This is a genomic window from Catenulispora sp. GP43 (assembly GCF_041260665.1).
In the GTDB taxonomy this organism is placed as follows: domain Bacteria; phylum Actinomycetota; class Actinomycetes; order Streptomycetales; family Catenulisporaceae; genus Catenulispora.
In genome coordinates, this window is the sequence record NZ_JBGCCT010000003.1 from 413,115 (window position 1) to 432,371 (window position 19,257).

General features: G+C 71.3%; 20 protein-coding genes. 8 read left to right on the forward strand and 12 right to left on the reverse strand.

Annotated features, from left to right (window positions below; genetic code table 11):
* Positions 1-48: 48 nt before the first annotated feature.
* Entirely contained in the window at positions 49-564 is a 516-nt protein-coding gene (locus tag ABH926_RS09165) for an NUDIX hydrolase (RefSeq protein WP_370364964.1), read from the forward strand.
* A gap of 92 nt (positions 565-656) precedes the next feature.
* On the opposite strand, the gene ABH926_RS09170 is transcribed toward ABH926_RS09165, so the two are convergent.
* From ABH926_RS09170 to ABH926_RS09180, 3 genes are all read right to left on the reverse strand, one after another.
* Positions 657-1,466 carry an HAD family acid phosphatase gene (locus tag ABH926_RS09170; protein WP_370364965.1) on the reverse strand — a complete coding sequence of 270 codons (810 nt, stop codon included), beginning with the start codon at positions 1,464-1,466 and terminating at the stop codon, positions 657-659.
* Positions 1,463-2,155 (reverse strand): trypsin-like serine protease, encoded by a 693-nt coding sequence (locus ABH926_RS09175; RefSeq protein WP_370364967.1) that lies wholly within the window; start codon positions 2,153-2,155, stop codon positions 1,463-1,465. Before ABH926_RS09175 ends, ABH926_RS09170 begins: the two co-directional genes overlap by 4 nt.
* 535 nt (positions 2,156-2,690) lie before the next feature.
* Positions 2,691-2,963: a CocE/NonD family hydrolase gene (locus ABH926_RS09180; protein ID WP_370364968.1), complete on the reverse strand. Its 273-nt coding sequence runs from the start codon at positions 2,961-2,963 to the stop codon at positions 2,691-2,693.
* Between ABH926_RS09180 and ABH926_RS09185 the strand changes: the two genes are divergently transcribed.
* From ABH926_RS09185 to ABH926_RS09195, 3 genes are read left to right on the forward strand one after another with little or no spacing between them, the layout of a single operon-like run.
* Positions 2,947-3,363, forward strand: a complete 417-nt coding sequence (locus ABH926_RS09185) for a hypothetical protein (RefSeq protein WP_370364969.1) — start codon at positions 2,947-2,949, stop codon at positions 3,361-3,363. The genes ABH926_RS09180 and ABH926_RS09185 overlap by 17 nt on opposite strands.
* Before the next feature lie 28 nt (positions 3,364-3,391).
* On the forward strand, positions 3,392-4,816 hold the full coding sequence (locus ABH926_RS09190; protein WP_370364970.1) for a hypothetical protein: 1,425 nt from the start codon (positions 3,392-3,394) through the stop codon (positions 4,814-4,816).
* Between the two features lie 2 nt (positions 4,817-4,818).
* The gene (locus ABH926_RS09195) at positions 4,819-5,586 is read left to right on the forward strand and encodes an SDR family NAD(P)-dependent oxidoreductase (RefSeq protein WP_370365194.1); all 768 of its coding nucleotides are present in this window, start codon (positions 4,819-4,821) and stop codon (positions 5,584-5,586) included.
* Here the strand turns inward: ABH926_RS09195 and ABH926_RS09200 are convergent.
* Both ABH926_RS09200 and ABH926_RS09205 read right to left on the reverse strand, forming a co-directional pair.
* Positions 5,519-6,436, reverse strand: coding sequence for a hypothetical protein (locus ABH926_RS09200; protein ID WP_370364971.1), 918 nt, complete (start codon positions 6,434-6,436; stop codon positions 5,519-5,521). The two genes, ABH926_RS09195 and ABH926_RS09200, sit on opposite strands and share 68 nt — an antisense overlap.
* A gap of 127 nt (positions 6,437-6,563) precedes the next feature.
* Positions 6,564-8,789, reverse strand: a complete 2,226-nt coding sequence (locus tag ABH926_RS09205) for a transglycosylase domain-containing protein (protein WP_370364972.1) — start codon at positions 8,787-8,789, stop codon at positions 6,564-6,566.
* Positions 8,790-9,145: 356 nt separating this feature from the next.
* Here ABH926_RS09205 and ABH926_RS09210 point away from each other — a divergent pair, with 356 nt between their 5' ends.
* A complete protein-coding gene (locus ABH926_RS09210) occupies positions 9,146-9,598 on the forward strand; it encodes a WhiB family transcriptional regulator (protein ID WP_370365195.1) in 453 nt (150 codons plus the stop codon).
* A 237-nt stretch (positions 9,599-9,835) separates the two neighbouring features.
* Here ABH926_RS09210 and ABH926_RS09215 read toward each other — a convergent pair whose 3' ends face one another.
* From ABH926_RS09215 to ABH926_RS09235, 5 genes are all read right to left on the reverse strand, one after another.
* Complete coding sequence (locus ABH926_RS09215) at positions 9,836-10,642, reverse strand: MBL fold metallo-hydrolase (protein ID WP_370364974.1); 807 nt, start codon at positions 10,640-10,642, stop codon at positions 9,836-9,838.
* A gap of 13 nt (positions 10,643-10,655) precedes the next feature.
* The gene (locus ABH926_RS09220; RefSeq protein WP_370364975.1) at positions 10,656-11,525 is read right to left on the reverse strand and encodes an NUDIX hydrolase; all 870 of its coding nucleotides are present in this window, start codon (positions 11,523-11,525) and stop codon (positions 10,656-10,658) included.
* Between the two features lie 95 nt (positions 11,526-11,620).
* Positions 11,621-12,082, reverse strand: coding sequence for a RidA family protein (locus ABH926_RS09225; protein WP_370364976.1), 462 nt, complete (start codon positions 12,080-12,082; stop codon positions 11,621-11,623).
* A gap of 3 nt (positions 12,083-12,085) precedes the next feature.
* The gene (locus tag ABH926_RS09230; RefSeq protein ID WP_194894760.1) at positions 12,086-12,250 is read right to left on the reverse strand and encodes a DUF4177 domain-containing protein; all 165 of its coding nucleotides are present in this window, start codon (positions 12,248-12,250) and stop codon (positions 12,086-12,088) included.
* A gap of 37 nt (positions 12,251-12,287) precedes the next feature.
* Positions 12,288-13,844 (reverse strand): serine/threonine-protein kinase, encoded by a 1,557-nt coding sequence (locus ABH926_RS09235; RefSeq protein WP_370364977.1) that lies wholly within the window; start codon positions 13,842-13,844, stop codon positions 12,288-12,290.
* 115 nt (positions 13,845-13,959) lie between these two features.
* Here ABH926_RS09235 and ABH926_RS09240 point away from each other — a divergent pair, with 115 nt between their 5' ends.
* Together ABH926_RS09240 and ABH926_RS09245 are read left to right on the forward strand one after the other, a co-directional pair.
* Positions 13,960-14,955 (forward strand): ArsA-related P-loop ATPase, encoded by a 996-nt coding sequence (locus ABH926_RS09240; protein ID WP_370364978.1) that lies wholly within the window; start codon positions 13,960-13,962, stop codon positions 14,953-14,955.
* Positions 14,952-16,100 carry an ArsA family ATPase gene (locus tag ABH926_RS09245; RefSeq protein WP_370364979.1) on the forward strand — a complete coding sequence of 383 codons (1,149 nt, stop codon included), beginning with the start codon at positions 14,952-14,954 and terminating at the stop codon, positions 16,098-16,100. The genes ABH926_RS09240 and ABH926_RS09245 overlap by 4 nt, the downstream gene beginning before the upstream one ends.
* 302 nt (positions 16,101-16,402) lie before the next feature.
* Here the strand turns inward: ABH926_RS09245 and ABH926_RS09250 are convergent, their stop codons facing one another.
* Together ABH926_RS09250 and ABH926_RS09255 are read right to left on the reverse strand one after the other, a co-directional pair.
* Positions 16,403-17,077 (reverse strand): Crp/Fnr family transcriptional regulator, encoded by a 675-nt coding sequence (locus ABH926_RS09250; protein ID WP_194908530.1) that lies wholly within the window; start codon positions 17,075-17,077, stop codon positions 16,403-16,405.
* A 113-nt stretch (positions 17,078-17,190) separates the two neighbouring features.
* Positions 17,191-18,657, reverse strand: coding sequence for a PLP-dependent aminotransferase family protein (locus ABH926_RS09255; protein WP_370364980.1), 1,467 nt, complete (start codon positions 18,655-18,657; stop codon positions 17,191-17,193).
* 47 nt (positions 18,658-18,704) lie between these two features.
* Here ABH926_RS09255 and ABH926_RS09260 point away from each other — a divergent pair, with 47 nt between their 5' ends.
* Positions 18,705-19,202, forward strand: coding sequence for a carboxymuconolactone decarboxylase family protein (locus tag ABH926_RS09260; protein WP_370364981.1), 498 nt, complete (start codon positions 18,705-18,707; stop codon positions 19,200-19,202).
* The last annotated feature ends 55 nt before the right edge of the window (positions 19,203-19,257 follow it).

Consider the following 19,257-nt stretch of genomic DNA (forward strand, 5'->3'; position numbering starts at 1 on the left):
CGAAACTCCCGGCGCCTCGAATCGTTTCCAGTCCGCGGCGAATGCCTGATGTCGGTCATGGAAACTCAAGATATGGATGTCTCCATCATGATTTCGAAGGCGCCCGTCAAAGAGTCGGTGGCCATGGTCATCAGGAACTCCGAGGGCGAGTTCCTGGTGGTGAGGCGGGCTGACGACGACGAGTCGCTGCCCGGGGTGTGGGGGCTGCCGGCGGCGAGCATCGGTGCGGACGAGAGCGCGGCGCAGGCCTTGGTCAGAGCCGGCCGGCAGAAACTCGGCGTGCGCCTGCTGCCGGGCGATCGCATCGGCGACGACGACGCCGACCGCGGGACGTACCGTCTCCATCTGACCGACTATGAAGCGACGATCCTGGAAGGCGAGCCCGGAGTGCCCCAGCCCGACTCCTCGGTGAGCCAGTATTCCGACGTGAAGTACGTCTCGGACGCCTCAGTGCTTTTCGAAGCCGCGCAGCTGGGCAGTCTCTGCTCCCGTGTCTTCCTCCGGTCGCTGGGTGTGGCCTGGGGCGGCGAGTCGAACGACCAGGAAGCCCCGGCATCCGCGTGACGACGTAGGAAATCAGGGGCTCGATTCGCGCGATGGAATCGAGCCCCTGATCGGTTTCGCGTGGTGGCCGAACCCCGTGTGGCAGCGCCGGACTACGGGATGTCGTACATGGGATCCGGCAGCTTGAACCCCCGATCGTCATAGCCGCCGGCGTAGTCGCTGACCTGGTCGCCGACGGCCTCGATGAAGTCGTAGCCCATCGTCTGTTCCAGATACTCGCGGGTGGCCGACTTGAACGGCGTCGCGGTGCACTGCGTCCCGCAGGGCAGGTATGGCGGCGGGTCCTGGCGGGGGCGTAGGTAGAGGCCGTCGATCGGGAAGCCGAGGGCGGTGAGTTGGTTGCGGGTGACGGTGGTGAGGTTGTCGTGCCGGCCGGTGATGAAGACGACCTTCACGCCGTGTGCGTGGGCCCACTTGGCGAGCTCCAACGTGGGCTGGACGACCGGGTAGCTGTTGTCCGCGTTGGCCTGCGCGTCCGCCGCTGCGGCGTCGGCGCCGCCGCCGAAGTCGTAGTCGGCGTTGACCGGGTAGGTGGAGATCGAGGTGTCGTCGATGTCCAGCATGATCGCCGGGGTGCGCGGGGCGTGGTGCGCCAGGCGTGCTTCGAGGTAGGCCTTGGCCTGGGCGATCTGGGTGGCCACGTCGGCGGCCCACTGGCTGTGGGGGCCGATGTGGTGGTGGCCGGAGGAGTCCGTGTAGCCGTTGTAGTAGGTGGTGATCTGGGCTTTGAGTTGGTCCAGGTTGCGTGGTTCGGAGCCGACGCGCTTGTGGTCGGGCGGGGCGGCGGTGGTCGCGGCGGCCATGCCGGCGCCGGAAGCAATCAGGGCCAGGGCGATGGCGACGGCTGTCGTGGCCAGGGTGGGGCGGGCTGCTAGCAGGCGGGATCGCATGGCGCCGGTCACTTCCCGATGGTCTGCTGGATCCAGCTCTGGTAGGCGGTGATGTCGGCGTAGTCCTTGACCGTGTCGGTGCCCCTGCTGTCGGTGCCGACGATGGCGCCGTCGTGGAAGGCGGGGCCGCCGGAGTCGCCCTTCGCCGAGATGCCCGAGCCCTTCGTCAGCTGCAGGACGTGGGCGTTTGCGTCGTCGGAGGCGCTGTTGTCCTTCACGACCATGGTGCAGGTCTTCAGTTGCGTGCCGGGCGTGCCGCTGCTGTCCACCTCGCCGTAGCCGTAGGCCTGGACGGAGGCCTTGTCGGCGGGGCGGTCCGAGGGGGAGCCGATCTTCGCGTAGGTCGTGGTGTAGGGCTTGGTGAGGTGCAGCAGGAGGATGTCCTCGCCGTTCCCCTTGATCTGCTTGTCCGTGGAGATCTGCGTCCCCTGTCCCTTCGTCACGCTGCCCAGCAGCACGTAGTCGTCGCCGGCCGCGCAGTGTCCGGCGGTCAGGACCCACTGCGCGGCGATGAGGGCGCCCGAGCAGTGGCTTGAGCCGCTGTTGAAGCGCACCTGCGCTGCCCATGGGGCGCTCGAGATGTTGCTGACGTTCGATCCGCCGATGATCAGGGGGCTGGCAGCCTGTGCCACGCCGCCGGCCGCGAGGATGCCCGCGGTTGTGAGGCCGCCGATCAACGCGACGCGCCGTCGGTTCGACATGGTGTTCCTCCGCATTCGTGAATGGATGGACCGAGCGGGAGGAACGTACTTCTGTGCCGTGGAGTGGCGTAAGGCCAGGTGAGAGGGCCAGGGCCGGTGCTTGAACGGGGGTGGGAAAGGGCGCTGGCCGGCGCCGTCTCGACCATTGACTGACTGGTCATAAAGTTGCTGGACTTATTGCCTTTGTGCGCTCGGTCTCGGTGCGGGTCAGGCCGTCGGTGCGGTCGACGGTGTTCGTGCAGGTGCAGGTGGCGGCCGATGAGCCGGCACTGGGAAGTATGAAGACCATGCCGGTCCGCGTTTTCTCCCCCGGCCGGCGGCCAGGTCTGCTCGACCGCCCAGCGGCCCGGGCGCTCGTCCAGGTCCGCGCCGAACGGCGCCGGGGCGGGTATCCAGGCCCTCAGCGCGGGCAGTTCTTCATCCTGGTGCGCGTTTTCGCGGAGGAATCGGTCAAACCATTTCAAACATTCGCCGATGAAATCCATCGCGGGGCCGGGGCTCGCCTGGTGCGGATATGTATGGGCCCAGGGTCCGATCAGACCCTTGACGGGAGTGCCCAGCGGGGTGAGTTCGTCCAGGAGCCGGAACACCGCTCCGCGTAGGGGTCGGCCCAGCCGCCGACCGCCAGGACCGCCGCCTTGATGCCCGACGGGTCCTCGATCACCGAGCCGTGCCGCCAATAGGCGCCACGTCTTTGGTGGGCCAACCACGTACTGATATAGGTCGGCGTCCGCTCCATCCGCCGGAACCACTCCGCGCGCCAGCCGGGGCCGACCACGTAGCGGTCGTCGGTGGAGCAGACGGTCACAATGCATTTCAGTTGGAGCGGGGTCAGGGCCGCGACCTGCAAGCCATTGAAGCCGCCCCAGGACCTTGCCGATCATCGCCACGTTCCCGTCGCACCAGGGCTGCGCCGCCAGCCGCTGCAGGACCTGCAGCGCGTCGTGGTCGCATCTCCGGGGCCGCGGACTTCATCTCCCCGGCGTTGGTGGTGGCGCTGGCCCCGGGGGATCGCGGTGATCATGAATAACGCGAAGATCACCGACACCGTGCTGTACGCGCTGGAGGGTGCGGTGCCGCACCTGGCCGTGATGTTCGTCATGATCTGCGGCTTCCTGGCGGTGGGCGCGGCCGTCGGCCCCCAGCGCCGGCGTTCACCGTCCGGTCGTCCCGTGATCACCGTGAATGTCCTCACCCCAATGGGGTAACGCCCGTCGCTCGGGTAGCGTACGGTCCATGCTCGATCTCTTGCATGGCACAGAGGGAGCCTCGCGCTTCGACCTGGCGGCTCTGCCCTGGTGGCGGATCTGCCGCGTCGACGCTGTGGCCCCCGGACAGGGCGCGGTCCAGTCTTTCCTCGACGAGCTGTGCAAGGCGTTCGCCGACCAGGGGCACGAGGTCGGACGGCCGGCGTCGGTGACCGGGGCCGGCAAACGCGTCGAGCTGGACGTGCTGCTGGTGCACATACCTGTGCCGGCAGGTCCCGGCACCCTGTTGGACCGGGTCGCCGAGCAGTACCCGCCGCTGATGGTGAGCCTGCGGCGCACCGGCGACGTGCGCGGCGGCGTGCGGAACCTGGTCGGGGTGTTCGAGGTCGACGAGCCGCTGGCCGGGGCCAAGCACCTGGAAGTGGTCCAGCTGGCCCGGGTGCTGATGGCCCGGGTCGGGGCGCCCAAGACGCTCTTCGTGTATCCGGACCCCGAGACCGGCGAGATCCTCGAGGCCACGCTGTGCACCATGGAGGGCGGCCATCCCTCCGTCACCACCGATATCGTCCGCGACATCCGCGACCGTCTGGTCGCCGTCGCCTGCGCCACCGAGGTCAACGACCGGCTGGACCGGGTACCGGACTCGGTGCAGACCTCGGCCTTCGAGACCGCCCGCGCGCCGCGGGTGCTGGTCACCGCCGGGCGTCGGATGGGCAGCCTGGGGCTGCTGCCCCCGCCGCACCGGGTCTCGGACTACGTCTCGGTGACCATGGCCTCGGCCTACCAGCGCTACCTCGGAATCAAGGGGTTCAGCGAGGGCATGATGTTCGTGTACGACCCGGACCTGCAGGCGCTGGTGGTCACCGCGTCCGGCAGCTTCGAGGTCGACAAGCGGGATCTGCGGCCCGAGGACGTCGTGGTCGTGGACCACCAGTTGGACGGCGGCCGCCTGCGGCTGCTCGAGGTCGCCGGCAGCGGGCAGAAGGGCCCCTCGGTGGAGGCCTGGGAAGTCGCCTCCCTGATGGCGGCGGCCCCGAAGATCAAGGTGAGCAAGGACGCCGCCGGCATCTGGCGCCCGGACCCGAACGGCACCGTCGAGGTGCCCTCCGTGCGCGGCGGACTGCACGCGCACGTCGGCGTCGACGAGGCCGACGAGACGCTGATCGAGAGCATCCCGCCGGACCGCGCCACCTACCCCTACGGCTTCGGCTGCGGCACCGACCTGATGGTGGACGTCGCCGCGGCCACCGTGCGGCGCTCGCAGGCGATCAACGACGCCGCCGACACCCGCTCCTACGTGCGCTGGCAGATGCTGTACCACGGCGAGATGGCCGTGGAGCTGTGGACGCCCGACGTCCCGGACGAGCCGCTGGCCGGCCTGCTGGACCTGTTCGACCCGGCCGGCCGCGCGGCGATCGCCTTCCGTACCGACAACGTGGATCAGCCGGTGTGACGATGAAGCAGACATATGCCAGAGCCCTGGTGACCGGGGCCTCGTCCGGATTCGGCGAGCAGTTCGCGCGGCAGCTGTCCGCGCGCGGGACCGCGCTGGTGCTGGTCGCGCGCCGGATGGGGCGGCTGGAGAAGCTGGCCGCCGAACTGGGCACCGAGATCGAGATCCTGCCCGCCGACCTGACCGACCCGGCCGGGCTGGCCCTGGTCGAGGAGCGCCTGCGCGACGCGGCGAACCCGGTCGACCTGCTGGTGAACAACGCCGGGGTCGGTACCACCGGCGCGTTCGCCACGCTGCCGGTGGAGGGCGAGACCGGCAAAGTCGCGCTGAACGTCATGGCCCTGATGCGGCTGTGCCACGCCGCGCTGCCCCGGATGACCGAGGCCCGGCACGGCGGCATCCTCAACGTGTCCTCGTTGTCCAGCGCGACGCCGGCGCCTCGGGCCGCGACCTACGGCGCCACCAAGGCGTTCGTCACCTCGTTCAGCGAGAGCCTGAACCGCGAGTCCCGGAGCGCCGGCGTGCACGTCACGGCCTTGCTTCCGGGGCCGTCGGCGACCGAGCTCACCGATGCCGGGTTCGTGAACCTGCTGCCGCGCGTGTTCTGGCAGTCGCCGGAGGCGATCGTGGCGCGCGGGCTGGCGGCGGTGGCCTCCGGCAAGCCGGTGTGCATCCCCAGCCGGGTGCTGTCGGCCGCGACGGTCACGGGGTCCCGGATGCCAAGGTCCTTTCAATACCTTGTGGGAGAGCGCCTGTTCGGGTCCAAGTGATGCCGAACAGCGCGTAGACCTTCGCGATGAGGTCGGGGCCGCCGGTGTAGAACTGCGGGGCGCCGCCCTGCGGGGTGATCTCGACCGCCTCGCAGCCGACCGGGTCCGCGCTGACCACCGCCAGGCCCGGCAGCGTGATCCGGACCCGGGTGCCGTCGTCCGACGGACAGTTCACGGCGCCCCGGATCTGCGGTTGCAGGGCGTTGAGCAGGTCGACGACCTGGTGGATGATCAGCGGCGCGGTGGCCGTTTGAGTGCGGGCCTCAGAAGCGGGCAGGGGCTGCCGCGGATCCGGCGGCGCGGTGGTCACCACGGATACCGACGGCGCGCCATAGCCGAGCTTGGTGGCGGCGGGCCGCGAGGGCGTCCAGACCGCGATGGCGTCGAGCCGGACGACGGTGCGGCCGTCGGAGCCGCTGAGCGGCGACACGACCAGCCAGTTGAGCGTCCCCGGGAACGCGAAGCTCACAAAGCTCGGCCCCACCGAACTGCTGCCCGACCCCGACAACGACGATCCGGTCGGCGGATGGGCCCTGACCCAGGCCAGCACCTGGTCCGGGCTCTGCGGGGCGGAGTACCAGGCGACCGCGCCGGCCTGGGTCTGCGCGCCAGCCTGGATCGGCGGGTGTTGCAGACCTGAGGGCAGCGGATCGGGTTGGCCCGCGCTCTCGGTCGCGCCCGGCGGTGCCTGGAAGGCGGCGAGCATGTGGGCGATCTCTTGCTGGGCGACCACCTCGTGGGGATCGGTCGCCGAGGACGATCCCGCGGCCACCGCCGACCCGGCTGGATTCACCCCCGAGCCGGAGGGCGACGCGTGCACCCCTACCGCCGCGCCCGCCACGACGACCACAGCCGCCGTCGTCGCACCGATCCATCCCCGGCTGTTCCGCAGCTTCGATTGTGGAGAGGCCATAAAACTTCGACGGGGCGCGCAGCCTGTCGGTTGCACGCCCCGCCGAATACTTCGCGCGGACCTTCTACTGCCCGCCGATGAATCCTCCGATGAAGCCGCCGTTGGCCCCGCCGTTCTGCCCGCCGTTGGCCTGGCCGGGAGGGGTGCCCGGCGGGTTCGGCGTGGTCGGCGGCTGCGTCGGCGCGGGGATGTCGCCGGGCAGCTCGGGCACCGAGAATCCGGGCGGCGAGGTGCCGGCCAGGGCGCCGTTGACGGCCTCGCCCCAGATCGGGGCGGCCAGGCAGCCGCCGCAGACCTTGTCGTAGTACTGGCCGTGGATCTTGACGTTCACCAGGCCCTTGTCGCCGGGCTTGGGCGAGACCACCCCGACCCAGACCGCGGCGGCCAGGTTCGGGGTGTACCCGTCGAACCAGGTCATCAGGCGGCTGTCGTTGGTACCGGTCTTGCCGGCCGCCGGGCCCGAGAAGTAGTCGCGGACCTTGGCGCCGGTGCCCTTGTCCACGACGCCCTGGAGCATCCCGGTCAGCTGGTCGGTCAGCGAGGGGTCGATGGTCTGGTGGCAGTCGGGGGTGGCGACCGGGTACTGCTTGCCCGAGGTGTCGGTGATCGAGGAGATCGCCGTGGGCTTGCAGTACATGCCGCGCGCGGCGATGGTCGCGTAGGCGTTGGCCATCGCTATCGGCGTCACCTGGTTGGTGCCCAGGGTGAACGAGCCGATCTGCTCCAGCCGCTTGCCGGCGCCGCTGTCGCTGTCGATGGTCAGGCCGGCGGCCGCGGCCAGCCGGGCCGGCTCACACAGGCCGGTCTGCTCCTGCAGCTTGATGAAGTAGTTGTTGACCGAGTTCCACAGCGCGCTGGTCATGGTCTGCGGACCCTGTTCGGCCTGGGTCTCGTCGGTCGGCTTCCACTTGGTGTCCTGGGTGAAGCCGGCCGGGGTGTCGCAGGTCGTGAACTTGGTCTGGCTCTCGTCGATCTGGTACGGCAGGTCCTGGACGTACTGCGGGGTCAGGCCCTTCTCCATCGCGGCCATCGCCACGAAGGACTTGAAGGTGGAGCCGGCCTGGTAGCCGTTGCCGCCGCCGTGTGCGGGGTCGGCGGCCAGGTTCAGGTAGGTCTGGCCCTCGCCGGTGCCCATGTCCCGGCTCTGCGCCATGGCCTTGATCTGCCCGGTGCCGGGCTGGATCATCGCGATCGCCGCGCCCGGGACGTCGGTGGCCGAGACGTTGTCGTTGATCGCCTTCTCGGCGGCCGCCTCCGTCTTCGGGTCCATCGTGGTCTTTATGGTCAGGCCGCCGCGGTTGAAGAAGGCCGCGCGGTCGGCCTTGGTCTTGCCGTAGATCGGGTCGTTCAGGATCTCCTGCTCGATGTACTCGCAGAAGAAGGCCGAACTGCCCGGCGCGTAGATGCAGCCGGAGTGCTGCGGCTGCAGGTTCAGGCCCAGCGGCATCGCCTTGAAGGCGACGGCCTGCTGCGGGGTGATGTAGTGCACCGTCGGGTCGGACATCCGGTCCAGCACGGTGTTGCGCCGGTCGGTGGCGGCCTGCGGGTGCTTGGCCGGGTCGTAGGCGACCGGGTTCTTCAGCATCCCGATCAGGGTCGCGGCCTGCGGGATGGTGAGCTGGCTGGCGTGCACCCCGAACCAGCGCTCGGCGGCGGTCTCGATGCCCGAGACGTTCTCGGCGAAGGGCACCAGGTTCAGGTAGCGCTCGAGGATCTCGGTCTTGGAGAACTTCTGCTCCACCGCGATCGCGTACTTCAGTTCCCGGACCTTGCGGGCCACCGAGTCGCCGGTGGCGTCGGCGTACGCGGCCTTGTTGTTGCCGGCCTGCAGGACCAGCACGTTCTTCACGTACTGCTGGGCGATCGAGGAGCCGCCCTGGTTGGACCCGCCGAGGTCGGAGACGAAGGCGCGCATCGTGCCCTTGATGTCGATGCCGCCGTGCTGGAAGAACCGGGAGTCCTCGGTGGCCACCAGCGCCTGCCACACGTTCGGGCTGATGGCGCTGAAGGGCACGATCACCCGGTTGCCGAAGTCGCCCCAGACGGTCGCGATCACCGAGCCGTCCGCGGCCAGTATCTGCGAGCGCTGCGGCAGGTCCGGGGTCTTCAGGTCGTCCGGGATGTCCTCGAAGTGGTCCGAGGCGCTCTTGGCGGCCAGGCCCGCGGTGCCGACGAAGGGCAGTGCCATACCGGCCACCAGCACGCCGGCCAGCGCGCTGATCATCAACAGGCCGAACAGGGCGCGCAGGGGTCCGCTGCCGCGGAAGGGCCGGGGCGGGTGCGAAGCCATGGGGGACACCTTACGACGTCGACCTCGGCCCGGGCGGGCGGGTGGCGCGGCCGGGCGGTCGTGCCCTGGCGCCGTCCTGCGCCGGCGGCCGGAGTTTGGGGAGGCGTCGCGAGCCCCCATGTATGAGGACAGCAGGGTGCGGCATCTGCGGCGATCTAGTCACAAAGGACCATAGGAATTGAGTACATCGGGGACTGTTGCGCCCTTGGGATCTTCCGTATTGTGCTGTTTGGCTGCCGAGATCGACCCTTCCACCAGGTCGGATGCGTTTCGGTCCGATCGACGGGCCGGTACGTGACAGGTTCGTGACAGCGTGTCCGGGTCCGTGGACACCTGTCGGGTGAGGGGAAGGGCCGCTGTCGGCTCCGCCGTTGGGGGAGCTCGATCTTTGCGAGAGGACGGCACCGGCGATGAGCTGGGTAGAGGACTGGACCGTTGTGGCGGCGTGCCGCGGCATGGATCCGGATGAGCTGTTCGTGCAGGGAGCAGCTCAGAACCGGGCGAAGACCGTGTGCTCGGGGTGCCCGGTGCGCACCGAGTGCCTCGCCGACGCCCTGGACAACCGCGTCGAGTACGGCGTGTGGGGCGGGATGACCGAGCGCGAGCGGCGCGCGCTGCTGCGCCGGCGCCCGGAGGTGCGCTCCTGGCGGCAGTTCCTGGAGTCCGCCAAGGAGCACTACGAGCGCAGCGGAGCCGAGCGCACCGGCGGCGAGCTGCCATCCGCCGAGGTCGACCCGCGGTTCGCGGCGGCGGCCCAGGCCGCCATCCCCCGGCAGCGCAGCGAGGCCGGCTCCTTCGGCCGGGCCTGAGCGGCGGGTGATCGACGGGTGATCGAGCGGGTCCGTGTCCGTCAGGGCCCGCTGATGCTGCCGCCGACCTGGACGGCCTGGACGACCAGGACAACCCCGGTGGCGTGAACGGCGCCTCCCATAAACTCACCTCGCCCGAGGCGGTCCGGCCCGGGCGGGGAGTTCTAGGACGGCAAGCCCCAGCACGACCGGCTCAGGCACGGCCAACTCAGATACCGCCGGCTCGGCACGGCCGGCTCAGGCACCGCCGTTGATGTACTCCAGCTGGGCCCGCACCGACATCTCGGCGGCGAACCGCACCGCCGGGTCCACATCGGCGTACACCCGGGCCACCACGTCGGCGGCACTCTCGTCGCCGGCGGCCAGTGCCGCGCGTACCTGCTCCAGCCGCTGCCGGCGGTGCTCGAGGTAGAACTCGATGACGCCGAGCGCGTCGGCCGGCACCGGTCCGTGGCCGGGCAGCACGGTGTTCACCTCGTGCGCGGACGCCAGGTCGCGCAGCCGGCGCAGGGTGTCGAGGTAGTCCCCCAGCCGCCCGTCGGGGTGGGCGACCACGGTGGTGCCGCGGCCCAGGATGGTGTCGCCGGTCAGGACCGCGCGGTCGCCGGGCAGGACGAAGCACATGCTGTCGCCGCTGTGCCCGGGGGTGGCGACCACGTCGAGCCGCAGCCCGTCCATGTCCACGACGTCGCCCTCGGCCAGCCCCTCGGAGCCGAGGCGGAAGCGCGGGTCCAGTGCGCGCACCGGCGCGCCGGTCAGCTCGGCCAGTCGGGGTGCGCCCTCGGAGTGGTCGAAGTGGCCGTGGGTGAGCAGGATCAGCCCGATCTGCTGCTCGCGTTCCTCGGCGGTGGCCAGGACGAGTCGCAGGTGGTCCTCGTCCAGCGGTCCCGGGTCGACGACCACTGCGCGGCGCGCCCCGGGTTCGGCCAGCAGCCAGGTGTTGGTGCCGTCCAGGGTCATCGGGTCGGCGTTCGGCGCCAGGATCAGCGTCGCGCGCTCGGTCCCGGCCTCGGGCCGGACGCCCGGCTTCATCAGGTCGTTCATCGGCGCGGCCGCCTCACAGTTCCCATTCCAGATGCCAGGATCCGTCGTCGTGGCGGCGGACTGTGGCCATGATCGGCTTCAGCGGCCGCTCGGCCGCGGCCCGCACCGCGTCGGCCGCGGTGGCGAAGGCGTGGACCTCGCGCAGGGTGGTGACGGTCGGCGGCAGCATCAGGGCCCGGCCGGCGATGTGGTCGTCGATGGCCTGGCGGGGCTGCATCCAGATGGTCGACTCGGTCTCCCCCGACACGTCCCGGGTCCGCTGGCCGGCCGGCAGCGCCGCGACGAAGAACGCGGTGTCGTACCGGCGCGGCTCGAATTCCGGGGTGATCCAGCGGGACCAGCCGCCGAGCAGGTCCGTGCGCAGGACGAGGGACCTTTTTGTGAGGAAGCCGGCCAGTGATGTTTCCCGTGAAACCAGGGCCCGGCGGTCGGCTTCCCACTCCTCGTCGGTGGTGTCGGCGACCACGGAGTGCTCGTCGGGGCCGGCGAACAGCACGCCGGCCTCCTCGAACGTCTCCCGGACCGCCGCGCACAGCAGCGCGCGGGCCTCGGCCTCGTCGCTGCCGAACCGCCGGGCCCACTCGGCCGCCGACGGTCCGACCCAGGCGATCTCGGCGTCGGCGTCGCGCGGGTCGACCCGGCCACCGGGGAAGGCGTAGAAGCCGCCGGCGAAGGACATCGAGGCGGCGCGCTTGAGGAGGTAGACGTCCGGCGGGCCGTCCGGGCGGTCGCGCAGCAACACGACCGTGGCGGCGTGCTTCGGCGGGACCGGGGTGAACTCGCCGCGCTCGTGGGCGGCGATCTGCTCCTCCCAGCCCTCCGGCACCCGCGCGCTGAGCCGGCTGCCGGCCGGGGCTATGTAGTCCCCGCCTTGCTGCGACATGCGTTCCCCTTCCTGTTCTGGTTCCCGCCGGCCGGCGGGAACCAGATGCGTGGTGCGGCTCAGCCCTCGGGTGCGGCTCAGCTCTCCGGTACGGCTCAGACCTCGACGGTCAGCTCGACCTCGACCGGCGCGTCCAGCGGCAGCACGGCCACGCCGACCGCCGAGCGGGCGTGCCGGCCGGCCTCGCCGAACACCGCGCCGAGCAGCTCCGAGGCGCCGTTGATGACGGCGGGCTGCCCGGTGAAGTCCGGGGCGCTGGCCACGAAGCCGACGACCTTCACGACCCGCTTGACCTTGGCCAGGTCGCCGATCTCGGACTTCACCGCGGCCAGCGCGTTCAGCGCGCAGCGCTGCGCCAGGGCCTTGGCGTCCTCCGGGCTGACCTGGTCGCCGACCTTGCCGATCATCGGCAGCGCGCCGTCGACCATCGGCAGCTGGCCGGAGGTGTAGACGAGGTTGCCGCTGCGCAGCACCGGGATGTAGGCCGCGACCGGGGCCGCGACCTCCGGCAGCTTCAGGCCGAGTTCGGTCAGCTTCTCTTCGGGATGGGTCGTCATGTCTTAGGACTCCGTCGTCTTCGGACGCTTCAGGTAGGCGACCAGCTGGTCCGGGTTCGGGCCCGGGACGACCTGGACGAGCTCCCAGCCGTCCTCGCCCCAGGTGTCGAGGATCTGCTTGGTGGCGTGCACCAGCAGCGGCACTGTCGCGTATTCCCACTTGGTCATGGGCCAACCTTAAGGGTTGCCCGGCGGCTGGAGTCCGTCAGCCGTCGCCGGGCAGCTGGCCGGCCGAGTTGGTCATGACGCAGTAGATGTTCTGGTTGACGGTCCAGTTGGTCGGCAGGTTCTTGCCGTTCCACAGGTTCTCGCTGGGGATCAGCGCGTAGTAGTCGTAGTGGCTGCCCGCGGGGTCCGCCCACGGCCCGATCAGCCGGTCGGTCCAGCACAGCTGCTTGCCCAGGGCCGTCAGCGCGGCGACGCCCGGATAGGGGATCGGGCCGTTGCCGTCCGTGCCGTACTGGCTGTACGACGAGTTGGTGACCGAGCTCACGTAGTAGAGCTCCAGATCATGAGCGCTCTTGCACTCGGCGTCCTGGTAGGTCGGGGTGCCGGGGACGAACGGCGGCCCGCTCATGCAGGTCTGGCCGCTGCCGATGGGCAGGCTCGGGAAGTCGGTCCCGGGGCCGCCGAGGGTGTAGACCTTCACCGCGTCCGAGGGCAGGACGTCGGCCTTCTTCTCCTGCTTCTTGCCCGAACTCGATCCCGCACCGTAGGCGGCGAACCCCGCGACCGCGGCGGTGACCAGGACCGCGGCCGCGAACGCCCCGGCGACCTTGGCCCGGGACCGCTTCGGCGGGGTGGACAGGGCGGCTCCCGCTGGACTCTCCGCAGACTCGGGCGCGCTGAGCATGGCGGTCGGTACTCCGGCCGGGGACATCACCATCGTGCCCTGTGGCGTCCTGGACTGGCCCGGGTCCGCCGTCACCGCGTCCAGCAGGGTCCGGACCTGCGGCGCGGTCAGCCGGCCCGCGGGCGCGGAGGCCAGCATCCCGGACACCGCGGCGGCCAGCGGGCCCTGCGCGTTCGTCAGGTAGGCGACCTCGTTCAGCACCGCGCCGAACGTCGCGGCGGTGGTGTCGCGCTCGAACGCGGCCTTGCCCTCGATCGCGAAGTACAGCACCGCGCCGAGCGACCACAGGTCCGAGGCCGGGCTGGCCTCGTGTCCGGAGAGCCGCTCGGGTGCCAGGTAGGCGGGGGAACCGATGACCGCGCCGGTCTTGGTCAGGGTGGGATCGTCGGCGGCCTGCGCGATGCCGAAGTCGGTGAGCTTGGCCCGGCCGGTCGCGGCGACCATGATGTTCGAGGGCTTCACGTCGCGGTGCACGATCCCGGCCTCGTGGGCGGCCTCCAGCGCCGAGAGCACCTGGCGTCCCATGGCGGCCACGGCGTGCGGGGCCAGCGGACCGCCGCGGCGGACCAGCTGCGCCAGGGTCGGCGCCTCGACCAGCTCCATGACGATGAACACGGAGCCGTTGTCGTGGACCACGTCGAAGACGGTCACCACGGCCGGGTCGTTCAGCCGGCCGGCGATGCGGGCCTCGCGCAGGATGCGCTGCTCGAACTCGGCGCGCTCGGCGGCGGTGACGTCCTCGCCGAGCCGCATCTCCTTCACGGCGACCGCGCGGCCGATCACCCGGTCCTCGGCGCGCCACACGATCCCCATGCCACCGCGGCCGAGTTCGGCCTGCAGGACATAGCGTTCCGCGATCACCCGCTCGGTGCGCGGCGGCAAACGCTCCGTATCGACGTTGTCGCTCACTATGGGCCCCCCTTGGCCAAGTTCCCTGATAAGCACCAGAGCTATAGCGCGTCATCACACTAGCGCCAGAGGTAGGCCGTCCCAGGAGTGTTCCGCGCATGGTTAGGCTGGGGCCATGAGCCGACCCTGGCCGCCGGAGTGCCGCCTCCACATCGTGACCGGAAAGGGCGGCACCGGGAAGACGACGGCGGCCGCGGCGCTGGCCCTGGCGCTGGCCGAGGGCGGCGGCCGGGTGCTGCTGGTGGAGGTCGAGGGCCGGCAGGGGATCGCGCAGCTCTTCGACACCGCCCCGCTGCCGTACGAGGAGCGCAGCATCGCGATCGCGCCGGGCGGTGGCGAGGTGTTCGCCCTGGCCATCGACCCCGAGCAGGCGCTGCTCGAGTACCTGGACATGTTCTACAAGCTGGGCCGGGCCGGCAAGGCGCTGAAGAAGTTCGGCGCCATCGACTTCGCGACCACTGTGGCCCCCGGCATGCGCGACGTGCTGCTCACCGGTAAGGCCTGCGAGGCGGTCCGCCGCACCGCCGCCGACCGCCCGGGCGCCGCGTTCGCCTACGACGCCGTGGTGATGGACGCCCCGCCGACCGGCCGGATCACCCGGTTCCTGAACGTGAACACCGAGGTCGCAGGCCTGGCCCGGGTCGGCCCGGTGAAGAACCAGGCGGAGGCGGTCATGCGGGTCCTGACCTCGCCGCAGACCGCGGTCCACCTGACCACGGTGCTGGAGGACATGCCGGTCCAGGAGACGTTGGACGGCGTCGAGGAGCTGCGCGCCGCCGGCCTTCCGGTCGGCACGATCCTGGTGAACATGGTCCGTACCGCGTACCTGGACATCGGCAAGCGCACGGCGGTCAGCGCGGCGGCCGAGAAGCGGGTCGCGGCCCTGCTGCGGCCGCACGGCATCGACACCGCCGACACCCACGCCCTGGCCGAACTCGGGCGCGAGCACGCCGAGCGGCTGGCCCTGGAAGAGGTCGAGCGGCGGGCCCTGGACGAGGCCGGCCAGCCGGTGGTCGAGCTGCCCCTGATCCCCGGCGGCATCGACCTCGGCGGACTCTACGAACTGGCCGCGGCCCTGACCGCCGCGGCCGAGACCGGAGAGGCGGCATGAGCGTGACCCCGAAGCACCTGGACGTCGACGGCCTGCTCACCGACCCGGCCACCTCCATCGTCGTGTGCTGCGGCTCCGGCGGCGTCGGCAAGACCACGACCGCCGCGGCGCTCGCCCTGCGGGCCGCCGAGCAGGGCCGCAAGGTCGTGGTGCTGACCATCGACCCGGCCCGCCGGCTGGCGCAGTCCCTGGGCCTGACCGAACTGGACAACAACCCGCGCGAGGTCGAGGGCGTCCAGGGCGCCGGCCGGCTGTTCGCGATGATGCTCGACATGCAGCGGACCTTCGACGAGATCGTCGAGAAGCACGCCGACCCGGACCGCGTCGACCAGATCCTGGAGAACCCCTTCTACCAGTCGCTGTCCGCGGGCTTCTCCGGCACGCAGGAGTACATGGCGATGGAGAAGCTGGGCCAGCTCCGCCGCACGGGCGAGGAGACCGGCAGCTGGGACCTGATCATCGTCGACACCCCGCCGAGCCGCTCCGCGCTGGACTTCCTGGACGCCCCGAACCGGCTGGCCGGTTTCCTGGACGGCCGCTTGATCAAGATCCTGATGGCCCCGGCGAAGGCCGGCGGCGGCTTCGCGATGAAGGTCCTGGCCTCCGGCTTCTCCATCGCCACGATGGCGCTGAACAAGCTGCTGGGCTCGGGGCTGCTGCACGACGTCCAGACCTTCGTCGGCTCCCTGGAGTCGATGTTCGGCGGCTTCCGCCAGCGCGCCGAGGACACGTACCAGCTGCTGCAGGCCGAGGGGACGGCGTTCCTGGTCGTGGCGGCGCCGGAACCGGACGCGCTGCGCGAGGCCGCCTACTTCACGGAGCGCCTCGCCGCCGAGAACATGCCGCTGGCCGGGCTGATCCTGAACCGGGTGCACCCGGTGACGGTGCCGGAGCTGTCGGCGGAGAAGGCCCTGGCGGCGGCCGAGGAGCTGGACGCGGACTCCCCCGACCAGCGCCTGGCCGCGGGCCTGCTGCGGCTGCACGCTGAGCGGGTGCGGCTCAGCGCGCGCGAGCGGCGGCTCGCGGAGCGGTTCACGGCGTCGCAGCCGCATGTCCCGGTGGCGGAGATCCCGGCGCAGTCCGGGGACATCCACGACCTGGAGGGGCTGCGGCTGGCCGGGGATCTGCTGGCCGGCGGCGCCTGACGCGAGCGGCGCGGGCTGGCCCGGCCGGCCGGGCCAGCCGGGTCGGGGCTGCCGGCGCGGTGCGGATCCGGCAGGAGAGCGGTTGGGCGCGCTGACCGGCGTCGCCTGACGCGAGTGGTGCGCTAGCCGGATCGGCATGCACTGCCGGCGTGGCGCGGATCTGGCGGGAGATCTGTGGGCTGCGGCAGCTCGCGCGAGTCGTGCCCGCCGACCGGACCGGCACTGCTGCCCTGGCGCAGATCAGCACTCAGCCCGGCGGGTATCCACCGCGCCGGGCTGAAACCGTCCGGAAACCAGCCTGCCTACCGCGAGCGCTGGCTCAGCCGCTCCACGTTCGTCAGCACCACGGCGCGCGCCTCCAGGCGCAGCCAGCCGCGGCCGGCGAAGTCGGCCAGCGCCTTGTTCACGGTCTCGCGGGAGGCGCCGACCAGCTGGGCCAGCTCCTCCTGCGTCATGTCGTGGGCGACGTGGATGCCGTCCTCGGCCGGGGTGCCGAAGCGCGCCGACAGGTCCAGCAGGGCCTTGGCCACGCGGCCGGGCACGTCTGAGAACACCAGATCGGACATCGAGTCGTTGGTGCGGCGCAGCCGCCGGGCGATGGCGCGCAGCAGGGCCCGGGCCACGTCGGGGCGGGTGGCCAGCCACGGGGTCAGCTCGTCGGAGCTCAGGCCGAGCAGGGTCGAGTCCACCAGGGCGGTGGCGCCGGCCGAGCGCGGGCCCGGGTCGAACAGGGACAGCTCGCCGAACATCTCGCCGGGGCCGAGCACCGCGACCAGGTTCTCGCGCCCGTCGCCGCTGGTGCGGCCGAGCTTGATCTTCCCGCGCAGCACCACGTACAGCGAGTCCCCGGGGTCCCCCTCGTGGAACAGGAGGTCACCTCGGGCCAGCTCGATCTCGTTCATGGAGGCGCGCAGGGACGCGGCCGCGTCCTGGTCGAGCGTGGCGAAGAGGGGCGTACGGCGCAGTACGTCGTCCACGGGTTTCTCCTCTTAAAAGGCAGTGCTGTTCCGAGACCAGTGTGACGCAGGGAGCGCCTGCGCAGCACGCCGGGTCGGGCTATCGTGCGATGTCCATTAGACCGTATGAGTAGTCATCTCCACGAAAGTGTCCGCACCAATGCGTCCAGCGCCCTGGGGTAGGCGGCCTCCGTGGGACTGCCGAAACCGACCACGATGCCCTGTGGACGTGCGGCGGAGCTCGCAAGAGTGTTCGCCGGAAGTGTGTGCCACAGATCCCCGAGGCCTTCCAGGTCCAGATCAAACTCAGCTGCGCGCTTGAGCACTTCGGCCTCGGTCATCCCCGCCGGTTCCAGCCGGACCAGCGCGTGCAGGCCGGCGGCGATGCCGCCGAGCGCGAAGCCGGCCGCCGGCCGCCCGGCCCGGGTGTGCAGCCGCTCGGCCAGCAGGTCGCGGCGCCGGCGGTAGCGCAGCCGCGCGGCGCGGATGTGCCGGTCGTAGTCGTGGGAGGCGATGAACTCCGCGAGCGTCAGCTGGCCCAGGGCCTCGGACTGGTGGTCGGCGTGCCGCTTGGCCTCGGTGAGCGGCCCGACCAGGTGCTCGGGCAGGACCAGCCACGCCAGCCGGATCGCCGGCCCGAGCGTCTTCGAGGCCGTGCCGAGGTAGACGGCGCGCTCCGGCGCCATCCCCTGCAGCGCGCCGACCGGCTGCCGGTCGTAGCGGAACTCGCCGTCGTAGTCGTCCTCGACGACCAGGCGCCGGCCTTCGCGGGCCCACTCCACCAGGGCCTGGCGCCGGGCCGGGTGCAGGGTCGAGCCGATCGGATACTGGTGGCTCGGCGTGACCACCGCGGTGTCGACGCCGTCGTAGTCCGGCCCGCGGAGCAGGTCGACGCGGGCGCCGTCGTCGTCCACCGGGAGTGGCACCACCTGCGCGCCGTGCGACCGCACCACCTTGTGGAACAGCGGTATGTACGGGTCTTCCATCGCGACGGCGCCGCCGAGCACCTGCCCCAGCAGCGCCAGCCCCTGCACCGCGCCGGACACGATGACGATCCGTTCCGGGTCGGCCCGGACGCCCCGCGCCCGCCCCAGATACTCGGCCAGTGCCTGCCGCAGCTCGACCCGGCCGCGCGGATCGCCGTAGCCGAAGGCGTCGTTGGGGGCGGCGTTCAGCGCGCGGCGGGCAGCGCGGAGCCAGGCGGCCCGCGGGAAGTGGGACAGGTCCGGTGTCCCCGGCCGGAGATCGTGGGTTAGACGCCGTGCCGCGCGGGCCTGCTCGCCGGTCGCCGAGGCGCCGGCCGCCGCCGCGGAGGGGTTGCCCGCGCTCTGCCCTCCCAGCTCGGCGACCCGCGTCCCCGATCCACGTGTCGCGACCAGGTGTCCCTCGGCGACCAGCTGGTCGTAGGCCGCGGACACCGTCCCGCGCGCCAGCCCGAGCTCCACCGCCAGGGTCCGGGTCGAGGGCAGCCGGGTCCCGGCGGCCAGCCGGCCGTCCCGGATCGCCTCGCGCAGGGCCTGCTCCAGCCCGACCCGGCGCCCGGAGGCCGGGTCGACCGCCAGATGCAGATCGACATCCAAAGTGGACCAATATTCAGCCATCAGATTGGATCCTAACAGCGGTCCACAATCCGCGTACCGTCATAGCCATGACAACGAACACAGAGACTAAGACCCTCGAATACGTGAAGCCCGCCGTCCGCCTCGCCGTCGACGACCTCGCGCCGGGGATCGCCAAGGCGATGAACGGCCTGGAGCGCGCCGCGGGCGAGAGCAGCCTGGAGAAGCCGCTGCGCGAGATGGTGAAGCTGCGCGCCTCGCAGATCAACGGCTGCGTCTACTGCGTCGACATGCACTCCCGCGACGCGGTCGCCGGCGGCGACACCTGGCGCCGCCTGAACCTGGTCGCGGTCTGGCGCGAGGCCCCGTACTTCACCGCCCGCGAGCGCGCCGCCCTGGCCCTGACCGAGGCCGTGACGCGGCTGGCGGACAGCGAGGTGTCCGACGCGGTGTGGAACGAGGCCGCGGCCCACTTCACCGAGACGGAGCTGGCCGAGCTGGTCTGGCACATCGGGATCATCAACCTGTGGAACCGGCTCGGCGCGACCGCCCGGCCCTGGGAGCTGTCCGGCGGGGCGCAGGACTGACCTGCCCGACGCCGGACGAGAACAGCCGGTGAGCACGCACGCGATGCGACGGGGT